The sequence below is a fragment of the Rhizobium sp. BK377 genome (genome assembly GCF_014193935.1).
Taxonomy (GTDB): domain Bacteria; phylum Pseudomonadota; class Alphaproteobacteria; order Rhizobiales; family Rhizobiaceae; genus Rhizobium.
On record NZ_JACIAC010000001.1, the window covers coordinates 1,386,691 to 1,403,875 of the forward strand.

The window sequence follows — 17,185 nt, forward strand, 5'->3', positions numbered from 1 at the left end:
TCTCGACAGGATAATGAGAAGGCAGCCATGACTGAGGTAGCCAAGACCCTAGAGGAGCTTTGCGCTGAACGCGGCATGCGCATGACCGAGCAGCGCCGAGTGATCGCGCGCATTCTTGAGGATTCTGCAGATCATCCCGATGTCGAAGAGCTTCATCGCCGGTCGGTCAAGGTCGACGCCAAGATTTCCATCTCGACGGTCTATCGCACGGTGAAGCTGTTCGAGGATGCCGGCATTATCGCCCGCCACGATTTCCGTGACGGCCGCTCGCGCTACGAGACGGTGCCAGAAGAACACCATGACCATCTGATCGACCTGAAGACCGGTGTCGTCATCGAATTCCGCTCGCCGGAAATCGAGGCGCTGCAGGAGCGGATCGCTCGCGAGCACGGCTTCAAGCTGGTGGATCACCGCCTGGAACTCTACGGGATTCCGCTGAAGAAAGACGAACTCTGATATCATGGCAGTCGGGGAGCGCCGTATTTGATCGTCTGGCTGCGCATTGCCTTCGCGCTGACCGTCATCGTCGTCGTCAGCGTCCTGCTCATGCCGCTACAGGTGCTGGCGCTGCGCTTCGACTGGAAACTCAGGCGCACCCTGCCCCGGCGCTGGCATCGTATCGTCTGCTACTGTCTCGGTATTCGCATCCGGGTGCGCGGCACGCTTGAGAGTCGCCGGCCGCTGATGCTCTGCTCGAACCATTCCTCATGGATGGACATCATGGTCATGTCCGCCGTGGCCGACGTCGCCTTTATCGCTAAGATCGAAGTGCAGGACTGGCCGATTTTCGGCACGCTTGCCAAGCTGCAGAAGAGTGTCTTCGTGGTGCGGGAGGAAAAACGCCGCACCGGACACCAGGCGAGCGAGATCGCCGCGCGCATGGTGGACGGCGAAATCGTCGTGCTTTTTCCCGAGGGAACGACGTCCGACGGCAACCGCTTGCTGGAGGTCAAATCGTCGCTCTTTGGAGCGGCCGCAATGGCCGTGCCCCATTCCCCGACCGGCACCGTCATGGTCCAGCCGGTTTCCATCGCCTATACGCAGGTGCACGGTATCGCCATGGGCCGCTATCACCGCCCGCTCGCAGCCTGGCCCGGCGATATCGAGCTTCTGCCGCATCTGATCGACATCTTGAAATGCGGCGCGATCGATGCCGAGGTTTCCTTCGGCGAGGCGATCGAATATGGCGAAAAGACCAATCGCAAGGATGTCAGCGCGACGATCGCTGCCCGCGTCCGCAACCTGCTGAACAGCAGCCTGCGCGGCCGCGATATCGCCTGAGCGAGATACCCTTTTCTCGCGCGTCAAAAACCACTAGATAACGGGCCATGACCCAGGACAGCGCCATTCTCCAGGCCCCGGAGGTTTCCCTCCGCGATGGCTCCAACAGCCGCAAGGTTTTCATCAAGACCTATGGCTGCCAGATGAACGTTTATGACTCGACGCGCATGAGCGATGCTCTTGCCCGCGACGGCTACGAGGCCACCGAGGACATGGAAGAGGCGGACCTCGTTCTGCTCAACACCTGCCATATTCGTGAGAAGGCGGCCGAGAAGGTCTATTCCGCGCTCGGGCGCCTGCGCGAGATGAAAAAGCGCAAGGCTGCCGACGGCCGCGAGATGATGATCGGCGTTACCGGCTGTGTCGCGCAGGCTGAAGGAGAGGAAATCCTGCGCCGGGCCCCGGCTGTCGATGTCGTTATCGGCCCCCAGACTTATCACCGGCTGCCGGAGGCGCTGCGCCGCGCCAAAGAAGGTCACCGCGTCGTCGACACGGAATATGCGATCGAGGACAAGTTCGAGCATCTGCCGCTCGCCGAGACACAGAAAATCCGCGCTCGTGGCGTCACCTCGTTCCTGACCGTGCAGGAAGGCTGCGACAAGTTCTGCACCTTCTGCGTCGTACCCTATACGCGCGGCTCGGAGATCTCGCGGCCGGTTTCGCAGATCGTCGAGGAGGCAATGAAGCTGGTTGCCGGCGGCGTGCGCGAAATCACCCTGCTCGGCCAGAACGTCAATGCCTGGCACGGCGTCGGCCCGAAAGGCGAAGAGTGGAGCCTTGGCGACTTGCTCTACAGGCTTGCCGATATCCCTGGTCTTGCACGTCTTCGCTACACGACCAGTCATCCGCGCGACATGGACGATCGGCTGATCGAAGCGCATCGCGACCTTCGCACGCTCATGCCTTATCTACACCTTCCGGTTCAATCCGGTTCGGACCGCATTCTAAAAGCCATGAACCGCCGTCACACGGCGGCCGAATATCTTTCCCTCATCGAGCGCATCCGCAAGGCCCGTCCCGATATCGCGCTCTCGGGCGACTTCATTACCGGCTTTCCGGGGGAGACAGACCGGGAATTTGAGGATACACTAAAACTCGTTGAGGAGGTCCGTTATGCACAGGCCTTCTCGTTCAAATATTCAACGCGGCCGGGTACGCCCGGAGCGGAATTGAAGGACCAGGTGCCGGAAAATATCAAGGCAGAACGGCTGGAACGCCTGCAGGCGCTGCTTCTCAAGCAGACGCAGGAATTCAACGAGTCCTGTATCGGCAAGGAAATCGATCTTCTCCTGGAAAAGCCCGGCCGTATGCCTGGCCAGCTTATCGGCCGGTCACCGTGGCTGCAGTCCGTGAATGTTGATGCAAAAGCATCGCAAATCGGTGACATTATTAAAGTGCGAATCACAGGAACCGGAACCAACAGCCTGTTTGCCGAACGCGCAGAGGCTGAGGTCTAACCCAGGGAGCTCGACCGCTTGAACGGACAAGAATTGGTTTCTTCTTCACCGCGCCACCCACGCATAGCGAGCGACGCCAATCACTTCGTCCTGACGTTCGAGAACAACCGGTTCGCCAGCGAACTTTTCGGACAGTTCGATCAGAATCTGAAGCTCTTGGAGCAGCGGCTTCATATCGATGCGCGAGCGCGCGGTAACTCCGTTGTCATCACCGGCGATGTGCTGGCGACCAATCAGGCGCGGCGCACACTCGATTACCTCTATGAAAAACTCCAGAAAGGCGGCAGTGTGGAGCGTTCAGACGTTGAAGGCGCAATTCGCATGGCGGTTGCTGCGGACGATCAGCTCACGCTGCCGACGATGGAGAAAAAAGCCAAATTGACGATGGCGCAGATTTCGACGCGCAAGAAGACGATCATCGCGCGCACGCCGACACAAGATGCCTATATGCGTGCGCTCGAGCGCTCGGAGATGGTGTTCGGCGTCGGGCCGGCTGGTACAGGCAAGACCTACCTCGCCGTCGCTCATGCCGCCCAGCTTCTGGAGCGCGGCGCGGTTGAGAAAATCATCCTTTCACGACCGGCCGTGGAAGCCGGCGAACGCCTGGGCTTTCTGCCGGGTGATATGAAGGAAAAGGTCGATCCTTATCTCCGCCCGCTTTATGACGCGCTTTACGACATGATCCCGGGCGACAAGGTCGAACGGGCGATCACTGCCGGCGTCATCGAAATCGCGCCGCTCGCCTTCATGCGCGGCCGTACACTTGCCAATGCCGCCATCATCCTCGACGAGGCGCAAAACACCACGGCGATGCAGATGAAGATGTTCCTCACGCGTCTTGGCGAGAATTCGCGTATGATCATCACCGGCGACCCGAGCCAGATCGACCTGCCGCGCGGCGTCAAATCCGGCCTCGTGGAAGCGCTCCACCTGCTGAACGAAGTCGAGGGCATCTCAATCACGCGCTTCAAGGATATCGACGTCGTGCGCCATCCGCTGGTCGGCCGCATCGTCAAGGCTTATGATGCGACCTATATAGCGGCAAACGAAGAGGCTAGCCAACAGGACTGATGGCCGATCTCGACATACAGATCAGCATCGAGGACACGGGCTGGCCCGCCGAAGATGTGTTGCATGCCCTTGGCGAACGGGTGCTGGGTGCGGCGGTCACTTACCTGCGGGAAGAAGAACAGCAGCCCTTCCCGAAGATGCCACCGGAAGTTTCGCTCGTCTTCACTGACGATGCCTCGATCCAGGACATCAATGCGGAATGGCGCGGCAAGGACAAGCCGACCAACGTGCTGTCATTCCCGGCTTTTCCGGTGAAGCCCGGCGAGATGCCCGGCCCGATGCTCGGCGATATCATCATTGCCAGGGAAACGGTGGAGCGAGAGGCGCAAGAGCTCGAAAAGAGCGTTTACGATCATCTGACCCATCTTATGGTGCACGGTTTCTTGCATCTGCTCGGCTACGACCATATGAAAAATGACGAAGCCGAAATTATGGAGGGGCTGGAGACTCGCATTTTGGCAGTACTCGGCCTATCTGACCCCTACGAGGGTCAAGACCTTAAAATGGAACCATGAGCGACTTTTCAACGAAGCCGGCGTCAGACGCCAGGGACTCCGACCAATCCTCCTCTTCCGACGAGGGTGGCAGTAGTCGACACCGACCGCAATCCTTCTGGTCACGCGCCGCACGCATGCTGCGACCGCAACAGGGCTCACGCCTGCGCGAAGACATAGACGCGCTGATGACCGATCCGGCTGCAGCCGATGCGTTTTCGCCCGACGAGCGGGCAATGCTTCATAACATCCTGCGCTTCCGCGAAGTGCGCGTTGCCGACGTGATGGTGCCACGTGCCGACATCGAGGCGGTCGACCAGAACATCACCATCGGCGAACTGATGATCCTGTTCGAGGAAAGCGGCCGTTCGCGCATGCCGGTCTATGCCGAAACGCTCGACGACCCGCGCGGCATGGTGCATATCCGCGACCTTCTTTCCTACGTTGCCAAGCAAGCGCGCAACAAGCGCCGCAGCGGCACGAAGCCTGCGGCGGGCGCACCGGCTATCGAGGTTTCGCCGGAGAATATCCAGAAGGCGCCGCGTTCGGCTAAACCGAATTTCGATCTCGGACGAGTCGACCTTCAGAAAACGCTCGCCGAGACTGGCATTATCAGGCAGATCCTCTTCGTGCCGCCTTCGATGCTGGCGTCCGATCTTCTGCGCCGCATGCAGGTGAACCGCACACAGATGGCACTGGTCATTGACGAATATGGCGGCACTGACGGCCTCGCCTCGCATGAAGACATTGTGGAGATGGTGATCGGCGATATCGATGATGAACATGACGATGAGGAAGTCATGTTCAAACGTGTTTCGGAAGACGTCTTCGTTGCCGACGCACGCGTCGAACTCGAGGAGATTGCCGAAGCCATCGGTCCCGATTTCGACATCAATGAGCAGATCGACGAGGTCGATACGCTCGGCGGCCTGATCTTCTCGGCACTGGGACGCATTCCCGTGCGCGGAGAAGTCGTTCAGGCCCTGCCGGATTTCGAATTCCACATTCTCGATGCCGATCCGCGCCGCATCAAGCGGGTGCGCATCACCCGCAAGCGCCAGGCAATCCGCCGCCGTGCCAAGGCGGACGGTGACGCATCGCTTATTGGCGACGGAAACGATGATCGGCCGGCGGAATCGACTGCAAACTGACCTTTCCGTAAGACGACAAGCGCGCGCTTTTTTGAAAGACTGCGATTGGATTGATTCGCGGCTTTGATGGGAGTGCGTATGGAGCGGCTTGCGGACAGGATTATCCTCGTCTGGGGTTTCAAACGGTCACTACTTGCGATCGCAGCAGGTGCCTTCGGCGTCCTGGCGCTGCCTCCCGTCGGCTTCTTCGCCGCGATGTTTATTTCCTTCCCGCTGCTCGTCTGGCTGATCGACGGGGCAGCCGCCTCGCCGGAAAGCAGCTTTCTCGGCAGGCTCTGGCCGGCCTTTGTCGCGGGCTGGTTGTTCGGTTTCGGTTACTTCGTTGCCGGGCTCTGGTGGCTTGGGCACGCACTAATGATCGATTCAGAGGAGTTCGCCTGGGCTTTGCCGCTCGCGATCCTCGGGCTTCCGGCCTGTCTTGCCATCTTTTACGGGCTGGCTGCGGCTCTCGCCCGTATCTTCTGGTCCGATGGCATGGGGCGGATTGCAGCACTTGCTGCCAGCTTCGGCCTGTTTGAGTGGCTACGCAGCTTCATCTTCACCGGTTTTCCGTGGAACGCCATCGGCTATGCCATGATGCCCATGCCTGTCATGATGCAGTCCGCGCATGTGATCGGCACGATGGGGGTGACGGCTCTTTCGGTCTTCGTCTTTGCTGCCCCTGCTCTCATCGGAACCCGGCAGGGAGCAAAACTCGGCGTCAGCCTTGCGGCGGTCCTCTTTGCGGCGCATCTCGGTTACGGCGCCTATATCCTCTATTTCACACCGAAGCCCGAGGCGTTACCCGAAGACAAGCGGCCCGTGGTCCGCCTGGTCCAGCCTGCAATCGAACAGACCGCCAAGATGGACAATGACGCGGACCGCGATGCTATCTTCGAGACACATCTCAAACTTTCGACGGAACCGCCCAAGGAAGGCGGCAAGAAGCCCGACATCATCGTCTGGCCGGAAACCTCGATACCCTTCATCCTCACCGACAACAAGGATGCGCTGACGCGGATTGCCGATACGCTCGACGACGACCAGATCCTGATCGCAGGCGCCGTGCGCGCTGAAGAACTCGGCCCCGGCAATCCCACCCGCTATTATAATTCGATCTATGTGATAGACGGGCGGGGGCAGATCGTCGCCGCCTCAGACAAGGTACACCTCGTTCCCTTCGGCGAATATCTTCCCTTCGAGGACATGTTCAACGAGCTCGGTGTCCAGAATGTAGTGGAGATGCCCGGTGGCTTTTCGGCGGCCGCCAGCCGTCATCTGCTCGAGCTTCCGAACGGGCTGAAATTCTATCCCCTCGTCTGCTACGAGATCATCTTCCCGGACGAAATGACTGGCGACATCACACAAGCGAATGCCATTCTCAACATCACGAATGACAGCTGGTTCGGCTCGACACCTGGTCCCTACCAACATTTCCAGCAGGCACGCGTACGAGCGGTCGAGACGGGTTTGCCGCTGATTCGCGATGCAAATAGTGGAATTTCAGCGGTTGTAGATGCACGCGGCGAAATCGTTGCAGGTCTGAGATTGGATGAAATGGGGTATATTGATGCAACCCTCGATGGATGGGGGAAAAACCCAGGAAGTCCATATCCTCACCAAACGTACTTCTGGTTGACTGAAACGTTGCTGATAGGCATTGCGCTAATTTCTCGCAAGGGTTTAATTTTCAGGTTGAATTGACCGAAAACCCCTAAAATTGCATAGTGGCAACAATCGGCGTTAGTAACGTATGTTTCAAGCTGGGTTATCGCGACTTGCAACGTGGCGTTACGGAATGAGGTCAGGGCATGCCGGTTAGAACAGAGTTGAATTTTTCTTTGCTAGGGCACGACCATGATTGAAAATAAGAAGAAGCCGAATCCTATCGACATCCATGTCGGTAGCCGCATTCGACTTCGCCGTACCATGTTGGGCATGAGCCAGGAGAAGCTCGGCGAAAGCCTCGGCATCACCTTTCAGCAAATCCAGAAATATGAGAAGGGTACCAACCGCGTTGGTGCAAGCCGCCTCCAAAACATCTCAAGCATCCTCAACGTTCCCGTTTCTTTCTTCTTCGAAGATGCTCCCGGCGAGCATTCCGCCGCCTTGACCGGCATGTCGGAAACCTCCAGCTCGAACTACGTCGTTGATTTCCTCTCCTCTTCGGAAGGACTCCAGCTCAACCGCGCATTTGTGAAGATCACCGATCCCAAGGTTCGACGTAAAGTCGTCGAACTGGTGAAGGCGCTCGCGGCGGAAGCAGACTCCGACTGAGCGTTGCCACGCTCGGAAGCTTAAGGCGGCTCAAAAGGCCGCTTTTTTGCGTTTTTGAGGCAAAATTTGTCATTTCGCCGCAGATATAAAGATATATTTATGTCCTTCTGTGCTTGTCATTCGAATGCGAACTGAGTACCTACTAACTGCTTTTGTTCTTTGAGGGGAATCCCGGAATGCGCGCGAACTATCTCTTTACCAGCGAATCTGTTGCCGAAGGTCACCCGGACAAGGTGTGTGACCGCATCTCCGACGAGATCGTCGATCTGGTCTACCGCGAAGCGGCAAAGACCGGCATCAATCCGTGGGGCGTGCGCATTGCCTGCGAAACCCTCGCGACGACCAACCGTGTCATCATCGCCGGCGAAGTTCGTCTGCCGCCCAGCCTGATGAAAAAGGACAAGGACGGCAACGACGTCATCAACCCGTCGAAGTTCAAGGCTGCGGCTCGTCGCGCCATCAAGGACATCGGTTACGAGCAGGACGGCTTCCACTGGAAGAAGGCCAAGATCGACGTGCTGCTGCATTCGCAGTCGGCGGACATCGCCCAGGGCGTGGACAGCGCCGCCGACCAGCAGGGCGATGAAGGCGCCGGCGACCAGGGCATCATGTTCGGCTACGCCTGCAAGGAAACGCCCGATCTCATGCCGGCGCCCATCTACTATTCCCACAAGATCCTTCAGCTGCTCGCTGTCGCCCGCAAGAAGGGTGAAGGCGAAGTCGCCAAGCTCGGCCCCGACGCCAAGAGCCAGGTGACCGTACGCTATGTGGACGGCAAGCCGGCGGAAGCCACGTCGATCGTTCTTTCCACCCAGCATCTGGACGACAGCTGGGATTCAAAGAAGGTCCGCAGCGTCGTCGAACCCTATATTCGCGAAGCTCTCGGCGATCTGAAGATTGCCCCCGATTGCAAGTGGTACATCAACCCCACCGGCAAGTTCGTTATCGGCGGCCCGGATGGTGACGCCGGCCTCACCGGCCGCAAGATCATCGTCGACACATATGGCGGTGCTGCTCCACACGGCGGTGGCGCATTCTCCGGCAAGGACACAACCAAGGTCGACCGTTCGGCTGCCTATGCTGCCCGCTACCTCGCCAAGAACGTCGTAGCTGCCGGCCTTGCCGACCGTTGCACGATCCAGCTCTCCTACGCCATCGGTGTTGCTCAGCCGCTGTCGATCTATGTCGACCTGCACGGCACCGGCAAGGGTGTTTCCGAGGATCAGGTCGAAGCCGCGATCCGCCAGAACATGGACCTGTCGCCGTCGGGGATCCGCCGTCATCTCGATCTCAACAAGCCGATCTATGCCAAGACCTCGGCTTACGGCCATTTCGGCCGCAAGGCCGGCCGCGACGGCTCGTTCTCCTGGGAGCGCACGGACCTCGTGAAGGCGCTCAAGGACGCCGTCAGGACCAAGGCTGCTGCATGACGGACATGGAACGGCGGGGCCGAGCGACCGAAGCCTTCTTCGGTCGCCGCAAGGGAAAAGCCCTGCGTGAACAGCAGGCCGACCGACTCGCTACGTTGCTTCCGGCATTCATCATCGATCTTTCGGCGGCTCCCCCAGAGCCGCTGAAGAAGCTCTTCCCTGATACGGTCGAGAGATTGCGGCTGGAGATCGGCTTCGGCGGTGGCGAGCATCTCATCCACCGTGCGCTGGAAATGCCTTCGACGGGCTTTATCGGCGTCGAACCCTTTGTGAACTCCATGCAGAAGCTGCTTGCCCGCGTCGATGAAACGGGTGCTCGCAACGTGCGTGTCTATGATGATGACGCGACTCAGCTTCTCGACTGGCTTCCCGATCACTGTCTCGATCAGATCGATCTGCTCTATCCAGATCCCTGGCCGAAGCGCAAGCACTGGAAGCGGCGCTTCGTCTCCAAGACCAATCTCGACCGTTTCCACCGGGTGCTGAAGCCGGGCGGGCTGTTCTGCTTCGCCTCCGACATCGACACCTATGTGAACTGGACGCTCCTGAAATGCTGCAACCATGGCGGCTTCGAATGGATGGCGCAGAATGCCACCGACTGGCTGACGCCCTATGAGGGCTGGCCGAGCACCCGCTATGAAGCCAAGGCCCGTCGTGAGGGCCGCTCTTCGGCCTATCTCACGTTCAAACGCGTCTGACCCGCATAGACCAGTCAATTTCGACGGCGTTGCCGTCGACTGGAATTTTTCGAGAATAGGGAAATACCGCAAGGCAGCTAGCGTATGGGCAAGGGACTGACGTCAGTCCCTTGCATCGCCCATTACGATCTTCACACATGCATTCGGCGGCCCGCGTTCGGCAGGCCGGTTTCGATCAATGCAGGCTGACTGTCTTCAGTTCGTCTTCGGCGGCCTTGAAGAAGGTGCTGGAGCGATTGTCGGTCAGCAGGATCGGCGTACCATCGGCGCCGAACAGTGCCCAGAGATCAACGCTTGGATCGATATCCGGCGCCTCAGGGAAGCACTTGGCAACCTCTTCGTTGCGTATTTTGCGGATATAGGCGACCTCGCCATTGCCGATGCCGGCAAGTTCAGACTTGGTCAGACGCGACGTGGCTTCTTTCATCAACATTCCTGTTCCTCCGAGAGAAGGGACCAACGGTTCAACAAACCGTTGTGCTACTGTGAAACCGAAATGTTAATTTTCTTGACCATCCGCGCCGGTTCCGGGCGAATTAGATCAACAGAGAGCAGGCCGTTCTTGAGGCTCGCACCTAAAACCTGCATGCCGTCGGCGAGAACGAAGGTGCGCTGGAATTGTCTCGCCGCGATACCGCGGTAGAGATAATCGCGCTCGCCGTGATCGACTTGGCGGCCGCGGATCAGGAGTTGGTTTTCCTCGATGGATACATCGAGCTCTTCCTCGGTGAAACCGGCGACCGCCAGCGTGATGCGAAGCCGCTCAGGCGCTTCCTGGCCTGCGGCGATACGTTCGATATTATAGGGCGGATAACCGTCGCTCGCCTTGGAAATCCGCTCGAGCGTCTTTTCCATGGCATCAAAGCCCAAAAGCAGCGGGCTGGCGAAAGGGGTGATACGGCTCATCTTCCAAAGTCCTTGATGCAAGCGACCTTCCCGGACCTCATATGCAGCATCCGGATACCGCCAATATGGGGACGACCGTTGTCTGCTGCAAGGCGTGATGACCGCTGGCCGGACCTCCCGCACTTTTAATGTAAAGCCGCACGAGGCCGCTTCCTTGACAAAGGACGCAGCGCCCCGCATCAAAACATGCCCCGGCGCACCGTGCTGATTTGCGACGAGTGCGTGAAAACAATGAGAAGGTGCATGCTGGAACGACGTGCACCAGATAATGGAACGATTCGGATGGCTGAACCGAGAAAAATCATCATCGACACGGACCCTGGCCAAGACGACGCTGCCGCGATCATGTTGGCCTTCGGCAGCACTGAAGAGATTGACGTGCTGGGCATCACCACCGTCGCGGGCAATGTGCCGCTGTCTTTGACAAGCCGCAATGCGCGCATCATCTGCGAGCTTTGCCAGCGCACCGACATCAAGGTCTTTGCCGGCGCCGATCGGCCGATCGCCCGAAAGCTGGTCACCGCCGAGCACGTGCACGGCAAGACGGGCCTCGATGGCCCGACGCTTCCTGAACCGACGATGCCGCTGCAGGCTCAGCATTCCGTCGATTTCATCATCGAAACGCTGCGACGCGAGCCGGCAGGCACAATCACGCTCTGCACGCTCGGACCGCTGACCAATATCGGCCTCGCCTTTCAGAAAGCGCCCGACATCGTGCCGCGGATCCGCGAACTCGTGATGATGGGCGGCGGATTCTTTGAGGGCGGCAACATTACGCCAGCTGCTGAATTCAACATCTATGTCGATCCGGAAGCCGCCGATATCGTATTCCGCTCAGGCGTGCCCGTCGTCATGATGCCGCTCGACGTGACACACCAGCTCCTGACCCGCAAGGACCGCGTCAAGCGCATGGCCGAAATCGGCACCGCGCCTGCCAAGGCGATGGTGGAGATGCTGGAATTTTTCGAGCGCTTCGACATAGAAAAATACGGCTCGGACGGCGGTCCGCTGCACGATCCGACCACGGTCGCCTACCTCCTGAAACCTGAGCTCTTCAAGGGCCGGGACTGTAACGTCGAGATCGAGGTCGCATCGGAGCTGACTGTCGGCATGACCGTCGTCGACTGGTGGCATGTGACAGACCGCAAGCGCAATGCGAAGGTCATGCGCTACGTGGATGCCGACGGCTTCTTCGATCTGCTGATCGAGCGCTTTGCGCGAATATAGCCTGCAAACGAAGACTGATGTGAAAAAGGCCGCCGATGCGGCCTTTTTCAATTGTCAGGCATTCTCTTTGTTTCAGGCGTCCTTCTCGTCCAGCACCGAGTTGGCCTCGGCTTCCACGAGTTTCGGACCGCCCTTGGCGACGCCGACCATGGCCGGGCGCAGCACGCGCTCGCCGATGGAGAAGCCGGCCTGTACGACCTGCACGACCGTGTTGTTCGGCACTTCGGTATTCGGCACCTCGAACATCGCCTGATGGAAGTTCGGGTCGAACTTCTGGCCGACCGGCTCCAGCTTGCGAACGCCGTGGCGCTCCAGAGCCGAGAGCATGGAACGCTCGGTCATTTCGACACCTTCGATCAGCGTCGTCAGACCGGCATCAGCCGTTTCCTTCACTTCAGCAGGAATGGCATCGAGCGCACGGCGCAGGTTGTCCGAGACGGCCAGCATGTCGCGGGCGAAGCCTGCGACGGAATAAGACTTGGCGTCTTTGACCTCGCGCTCTGTGCGGCGGCGCAGATTGTCCATTTCGGCAGCGAGCCGCAGGTAGCGGTCGCGCAGCTCGGTATTTTCGGCCTTCAGAAGCTCAAGCGGATCGGGCTCGCTTGCGGCAGCTTCTTTCACGGCTTCATTTTCGACGTTTGCGGCAGCGTCGGCTGCGGCTTCTGCCGCAGTTGCGTCAGGTCCGTTCTGCGTCGTTTCATCGGTCATGACGGTCTCCGGTTAGTGTCTTCTCAGATGCGCCCGATATCGATGTTTGGCCGGAAAAAATCAAGTCTGCGTGACGAAGAAGCGAAGATTCGAGCGGTTTTGCGAAGTATTTCAGAGAGAACCGCGCGAAAGGCGCGAAACGAGCTGGGCGGTATAGTCCACCATCGGGACGATACGGGAATAATTGAGCCGGGTCGGGCCTATGACACCGACAGCGCCGACGATGCGGTCATCATCATCGCGATAAGGTGCGACGATTAATGAAGAGCCCGACAGCGAGAACAGCTTGTTTTCCGAGCCGATGAAGATGCGCACCCCCGGCCCGCTTTCAGCTAGGTTCAGGAGTTCGATCAAGCTGTCCTTCTTCTCCAGGTCGTCGAAGAGCAGGCGCAGCCGGTCGAGATCTTCCGCACCCACGCCTTCCAGAAGGTTTGCGCGGCCACGGATGATGAGCTGTGCCGGTTTGGTCTCGTCCGAACTGCCGGCCCATACGGCAATGCCGCGTTCCACGAGATCCCGCGACAGCGCATCAAGTTCATGGCGAACTTCGTCTTTCAGGCGGCTCAATTGCAGACGCAATTCCGGCAACGTCTGCCCGGTCATGTGCGCATTGAGAAAATTGGCAGCTTCGGTAAGTTGCGAAGAGGTGACGCCCGCAGGCAGCTCGATAATGCGGTTTTCCACCTGGTCGTGATCGCCGACAAGAACAGCCAGCGCCTTGGTCGGTTCCAGACGGATGAACTCGACATGTTTCAAGACCGGATCGCTCTTGGAAGTGATGACGAGGCCGGCACCGCGCGAGATGCCCGAGAGCATGCGGCTTGCCTCGTTCATCATCGATTCTACCGGATTGTCGCGGCTTCCAGCCCGAACCTGGCGGTCGATGCTGGCACGCTCCTCGACTGAGAGATCGCCGACCTGCATGAAGGCATCGACGAAGAAGCGCAGTCCAACCTGGGTCGGCAGGCGGCCGGCGCTGACATGCGGAGAATAGATAAGCCCGAGCTCCTCCAAATCGCTCATGACATTGCGAACGGAGGCAGGCGACAGCGACATGGGAAGAAGACGCGAGAGATTGCGAGAGCCGAGCGGCTCGCCATGCTCCAGATAGCCTTCGACGATGCGCCGGAAGATTTCCTTCGATCGTTCATCCAGCGCGGCCACGGCATCCGAAATTGATGTCGACCTGTAGCTCATGAACTTTCGCACCCGCACTGAATGATGTGAGGGAAATATAGCCAATCTGCCCCCGTGGCAAAAGGGAATTTGCAAATGCTCGCAGCCAATCGTAGAAGCTGGCGACGATACATGCATGCATGACACCGCCCGAGAAGCGCTCACGCTTTTCGGCATGATGTTTCAGGAGAAAAGAATGCGGCCTTCAGGCAGAAAAACCGACCAGATGCGCAAGGTCTCCTTCGAGCGCAATTTTTCCAAGCACGCGGAAGGCTCCTGTCTGGTGAAGTTCGGTGACACGCATGTGCTCTGCACGGCGAGCTTGGAAGACAAGACTCCGCCGTGGCTGCGCAACACCGGCAAGGGCTGGGTCACCGCCGAATATGGCATGCTGCCGCGCGCGACCGGCGAACGCATGAAGCGCGAAGCCGCCGCCGGCAAGCAGGGCGGCCGCACGCAGGAAATCCAACGCCTCATCGGCCGCTCGCTGCGGGCCGTTGTCGACTTGGCCGCGCTTGGCGAACGCCAGATCACGCTCGACTGCGATGTCATCCAGGCGGATGGCGGCACGCGCACGGCCTCGATCACCGGTGGCTGGATTGCGCTTTATGACTGCCTGCGCTGGATGGAAACGCGCAACATGATCAAGGCCGACCGCGTACTGAAGGATCATGTCGCAGCGATCTCCTGCGGGATCTTCGCCAAGCAGCCGGTGATCGACCTCGATTATCTCGAAGATTCCTCGGCCGAGACCGATGCCAATTTCGTCATGACGGGCGCCGGCGGCATCGTGGAGATTCAGGGCACGGCAGAAGGCACGCCTTTCAGCGAGGAAGAATTCTCCTCACTGATGGGCCTTGCCAAGGCAGGCATTTCCGAACTGGTCGACTTGCAGAAACAGGCGATCGCCTGAGGCTTTCTTCAAGCCTTGCTAGTAAATTTCCTCGTCCCTGCTTCCGGGGGCAAGGCCGGACAAAGGGCGGGTAATGGCGCACCCCATCGAAGGCATTCTTGAAACTGCGCTCTACGCAACCGATCTCGATGCGGCCGAGGCCTTCTATGGGACTGTGCTCGGCCTCGAGAAGATCGCACGTTCAGGCAACCGCCATGTCTTCTTCCGTTGCGGACCAGGCGTGCTCCTGATCTTCAACCCAGAGGAAACGGTGAAGCCACCGGCACCTGACAGCCTGCAGGTTCCGCCACATGGCACCACCGGAAAAGGTCATGTCTGCTTCAGGGTTCCGGGAGACAGTCTCGATGCGATGGCGGAGAAGCTGAAAGCCGCCGGCATCGGCATCGAATCCGAGGTTCACTGGCCGCAAGGCGGCCGATCGATTTATTTCCGCGATCCCTCGGGCAATAGCCTGGAGTGCGCGGAGGCGAAAATCTGGGGCATGGGATAAGGATATTTTATGCGTAAGCTTGAAACCAAGACTATCGTCGTCGCCAGCCATAATCAGGGCAAGATCCGCGAGATCCAGGATCTGATCGGGCCGCTCGGCTTCACCGCGAAATCGGCCGCCGAACTGAATTTCATCGAGCCTAAGGAAACCGGGACGACCTTCGAGGAGAATGCCACGATCAAGGCGCTTGCCTCGGCTCAAGCCTCCGGCATGCCCGCACTATCAGACGATTCCGGCCTCGTTGTCGATGCACTCGGCGGTGATCCCGGCGTCTACACTGCCGACTGGGCAGAGACCGGCAATGGCACCCGCGATTTCGCCATGGCTATGGAGAAAATCGAAAACGCATTGGAAAAGGCCGGCGCCACGAAGCCCGAGCAGCGCACAGCGCGTTTCGTCAGCGTGCTCTGCCTTGCCTGGCCGGATGGCCATACGGAGCTTTTCCGCGGCGAAGTGGAAGGCGCCGTCGTCTGGCCGCCGCGCGGGACGCAAGGTTTCGGCTATGATCCGATCTTCCAGCCGGAAGGTTATGATGTGACTTTCGGCGAGATGAGTGCGGAGGAAAAGCACGGCTGGAGCATCGGCAAGCCGCAGGCGCTGTCGCACCGCGCCCGGGCCTTCAAGCTCTTTGTCGAAACCTGCCTGGAAGCATAAGGCCAAGCTTTGAATATGATCGAACCGCCTGCGCTGATGCCCGATGCAAAGCTTCTGCCCGATACCGGCGAGCCCGGTTTCGGAATCTATGTGCATTGGCCTTTCTGCGCGGCAAAGTGTCCCTATTGCGATTTCAACAGCCATGTCCGCCATCAGCCGGTCGATCAGGAGCGCTATGTCGCGGCTTTCCTGAAGGAGATCATGGCTGCCCGGATCATGAGCGGACCAAAGACGGTCACCAGCATCTTCTTCGGTGGTGGCACGCCTTCGTTGATGAAGCCGGAAACGGTCGCCGCGATCATGAACGGCATTTCACGGCATTGGCATGTGCCTGAAGGTATCGAGATCACCATGGAGGCCAACCCCTCCAGCGTCGAGGCTGACCGCTTCCGCGGCTATCGCGCTGCCGGCGTCAACCGCGTCTCGCTCGGCGTGCAGGCACTGAACGATCACGATCTCAAATTCCTCGGACGACTGCATGACGTTGCCGACGCACTGAAGGCGATCAGGCTGGCCCGCGACATTTTCCCGCGCATGTCCTTCGACCTGATCTATGCCAGGCCGAACCAGACGGTGGAGGAATGGGAACGCGAATTGAAGGAAGCGATCTCTTATGCCGTCGATCATCTTTCGCTCTACCAGCTCACCATCGAGGAGGGCACGCCCTTCTACGGCCTCCACAAGGCGGGAAAGCTGATCGTACCTGATGGGGACCAGTCCGCCGCACTCTATGAGGCCACGCAGGAGATCACCGAGCGGGAAGGATTGCCGGCCTATGAGGTGTCAAATCATGCCCGGCCCGGCGCCGAGAGCCGCCACAACCTCACTTACTGGCGCTACGGCGATTATGCCGGCATCGGCCCCGGCGCGCATGGGCGCCTGACGCGCGGGCCAGAAAAGATTGCGACGGCAACGGAACGCAAGCCGGAAACCTGGCTGGAACTCGTCGAACGCGATGGGCACGGTCTCATCGAGCAAGAGCGTCTCGGTTTCAATGAGCAGGCCGATGAATTGCTGCTGATGGGACTGCGCCTGAAGGAAGGCGTCGATCTTGCCCGGTGGCAGCAGCTTTCCGGCCGCGATCTCGATCCGAAGCGCGAAGAATTTTTATTGGAACACGGCTTCATCGAGCGGATCGGCAATTCCCGCCTGCGCTGTACGCCGGCAGGCATGCTGATCCTCGATTCCGTCGTCGCTGACCTCGCCTGCTAGAGCATCCCTTAAATTTCGAAACGCGGGAATGCTCTATTCTCTTTGCTTTTACACAATTCCA

At 59.2% G+C, this 17,185-nt stretch carries 19 protein-coding genes; 15 read left to right on the forward strand and 4 right to left on the reverse strand.

What is annotated here, in order from left to right; all coding sequences use genetic code 11:
* Positions 1–27 precede the first annotated feature (27 nt).
* The 10 genes from FHT92_RS06855 (at position 28) to FHT92_RS06900 (ending at position 9,838) form a co-directional block, all read left to right on the forward strand.
* Positions 28–456 carry a Fur family transcriptional regulator gene (locus FHT92_RS06855; protein WP_183823379.1) on the forward strand — a complete coding sequence of 143 codons (429 nt, stop codon included), beginning with the start codon at positions 28–30 and terminating at the stop codon, positions 454–456.
* A 27-nt stretch (positions 457–483) separates the two neighbouring features.
* Entirely contained in the window at positions 484–1,281 is a 798-nt protein-coding gene (locus tag FHT92_RS06860; protein WP_183823381.1) for a lysophospholipid acyltransferase family protein, read from the forward strand.
* A gap of 47 nt (positions 1,282–1,328) precedes the next feature.
* Positions 1,329–2,738 (forward strand): tRNA (N6-isopentenyl adenosine(37)-C2)-methylthiotransferase MiaB, encoded by a 1,410-nt coding sequence (miaB, locus tag FHT92_RS06865; RefSeq protein ID WP_183823382.1) that lies wholly within the window; start codon positions 1,329–1,331, stop codon positions 2,736–2,738.
* Positions 2,739–2,756: 18 nt separating this feature from the next.
* Positions 2,757–3,809, forward strand: coding sequence for a PhoH family protein (locus tag FHT92_RS06870; RefSeq protein WP_183746144.1), 1,053 nt, complete (start codon positions 2,757–2,759; stop codon positions 3,807–3,809).
* Complete coding sequence (gene ybeY, locus FHT92_RS06875; RefSeq protein ID WP_183823384.1) at positions 3,809–4,324, forward strand: rRNA maturation RNase YbeY; 516 nt, start codon at positions 3,809–3,811, stop codon at positions 4,322–4,324. The genes FHT92_RS06870 and ybeY overlap by 1 nt, the downstream gene beginning before the upstream one ends.
* The gene (locus FHT92_RS06880) at positions 4,321–5,454 is read left to right on the forward strand and encodes a hemolysin family protein (RefSeq protein WP_183746138.1); all 1,134 of its coding nucleotides are present in this window, start codon (positions 4,321–4,323) and stop codon (positions 5,452–5,454) included. The genes ybeY and FHT92_RS06880 overlap by 4 nt, the downstream gene beginning before the upstream one ends.
* 78 nt (positions 5,455–5,532) lie before the next feature.
* Positions 5,533–7,137 carry an apolipoprotein N-acyltransferase gene (gene lnt / locus FHT92_RS06885; RefSeq protein WP_183823386.1) on the forward strand — a complete coding sequence of 535 codons (1,605 nt, stop codon included), beginning with the start codon at positions 5,533–5,535 and terminating at the stop codon, positions 7,135–7,137.
* Positions 7,138–7,290: 153 nt separating this feature from the next.
* Entirely contained in the window at positions 7,291–7,710 is a 420-nt protein-coding gene (locus FHT92_RS06890) for a helix-turn-helix domain-containing protein (protein WP_183746132.1), read from the forward strand.
* Positions 7,711–7,886: 176 nt separating this feature from the next.
* Complete coding sequence (gene metK / locus FHT92_RS06895; RefSeq protein WP_183823388.1) at positions 7,887–9,140, forward strand: methionine adenosyltransferase; 1,254 nt, start codon at positions 7,887–7,889, stop codon at positions 9,138–9,140.
* Positions 9,137–9,838 carry a tRNA (guanosine(46)-N(7))-methyltransferase TrmB gene (locus FHT92_RS06900; RefSeq protein WP_183823390.1) on the forward strand — a complete coding sequence of 234 codons (702 nt, stop codon included), beginning with the start codon at positions 9,137–9,139 and terminating at the stop codon, positions 9,836–9,838. Before metK ends, FHT92_RS06900 begins: the two co-directional genes overlap by 4 nt.
* Before the next feature lie 175 nt (positions 9,839–10,013).
* Here the strand turns inward: FHT92_RS06900 and FHT92_RS06905 are convergent, their stop codons facing one another.
* The gene (locus FHT92_RS06905) at positions 10,014–10,271 is read right to left on the reverse strand and encodes a DUF1150 family protein (RefSeq protein ID WP_007814896.1); all 258 of its coding nucleotides are present in this window, start codon (positions 10,269–10,271) and stop codon (positions 10,014–10,016) included.
* A gap of 47 nt (positions 10,272–10,318) precedes the next feature.
* The gene (locus FHT92_RS06910) at positions 10,319–10,744 is read right to left on the reverse strand and encodes an Hsp20 family protein (RefSeq protein WP_183823392.1); all 426 of its coding nucleotides are present in this window, start codon (positions 10,742–10,744) and stop codon (positions 10,319–10,321) included.
* 282 nt (positions 10,745–11,026) lie between these two features.
* Between FHT92_RS06910 and FHT92_RS06915 the strand changes: the two genes are divergently transcribed.
* Positions 11,027–11,971 carry a nucleoside hydrolase gene (locus FHT92_RS06915; RefSeq protein WP_183823394.1) on the forward strand — a complete coding sequence of 315 codons (945 nt, stop codon included), beginning with the start codon at positions 11,027–11,029 and terminating at the stop codon, positions 11,969–11,971.
* 72 nt (positions 11,972–12,043) lie between these two features.
* Here the strand turns inward: FHT92_RS06915 and grpE are convergent, their stop codons facing one another.
* Together grpE and hrcA are read right to left on the reverse strand one after the other, a co-directional pair.
* The gene (gene grpE / locus FHT92_RS06920) at positions 12,044–12,679 is read right to left on the reverse strand and encodes a nucleotide exchange factor GrpE (RefSeq protein ID WP_183746116.1); all 636 of its coding nucleotides are present in this window, start codon (positions 12,677–12,679) and stop codon (positions 12,044–12,046) included.
* A 111-nt stretch (positions 12,680–12,790) separates the two neighbouring features.
* Positions 12,791–13,876, reverse strand: coding sequence for a heat-inducible transcriptional repressor HrcA (hrcA, locus tag FHT92_RS06925; RefSeq protein WP_183746114.1), 1,086 nt, complete (start codon positions 13,874–13,876; stop codon positions 12,791–12,793).
* Between the two features lie 175 nt (positions 13,877–14,051).
* On the opposite strand from hrcA, the gene rph reads away from it, so the two are divergent.
* The 4 genes from rph (at position 14,052) to hemW (ending at position 17,124) form a co-directional block, all read left to right on the forward strand.
* Positions 14,052–14,768, forward strand: a complete 717-nt coding sequence (rph, locus tag FHT92_RS06930; protein ID WP_183746111.1) for a ribonuclease PH — start codon at positions 14,052–14,054, stop codon at positions 14,766–14,768.
* A 73-nt stretch (positions 14,769–14,841) separates the two neighbouring features.
* Complete coding sequence (locus tag FHT92_RS06935; protein ID WP_183823396.1) at positions 14,842–15,258, forward strand: VOC family protein; 417 nt, start codon at positions 14,842–14,844, stop codon at positions 15,256–15,258.
* Positions 15,259–15,267: 9 nt separating this feature from the next.
* A complete protein-coding gene (gene rdgB, locus FHT92_RS06940; protein ID WP_183823398.1) occupies positions 15,268–15,912 on the forward strand; it encodes an RdgB/HAM1 family non-canonical purine NTP pyrophosphatase in 645 nt (214 codons plus the stop codon).
* Between the two features lie 15 nt (positions 15,913–15,927).
* Entirely contained in the window at positions 15,928–17,124 is a 1,197-nt protein-coding gene (gene hemW / locus FHT92_RS06945) for a radical SAM family heme chaperone HemW (protein ID WP_183823400.1), read from the forward strand.
* The last annotated feature ends 61 nt before the right edge of the window (positions 17,125–17,185 follow it).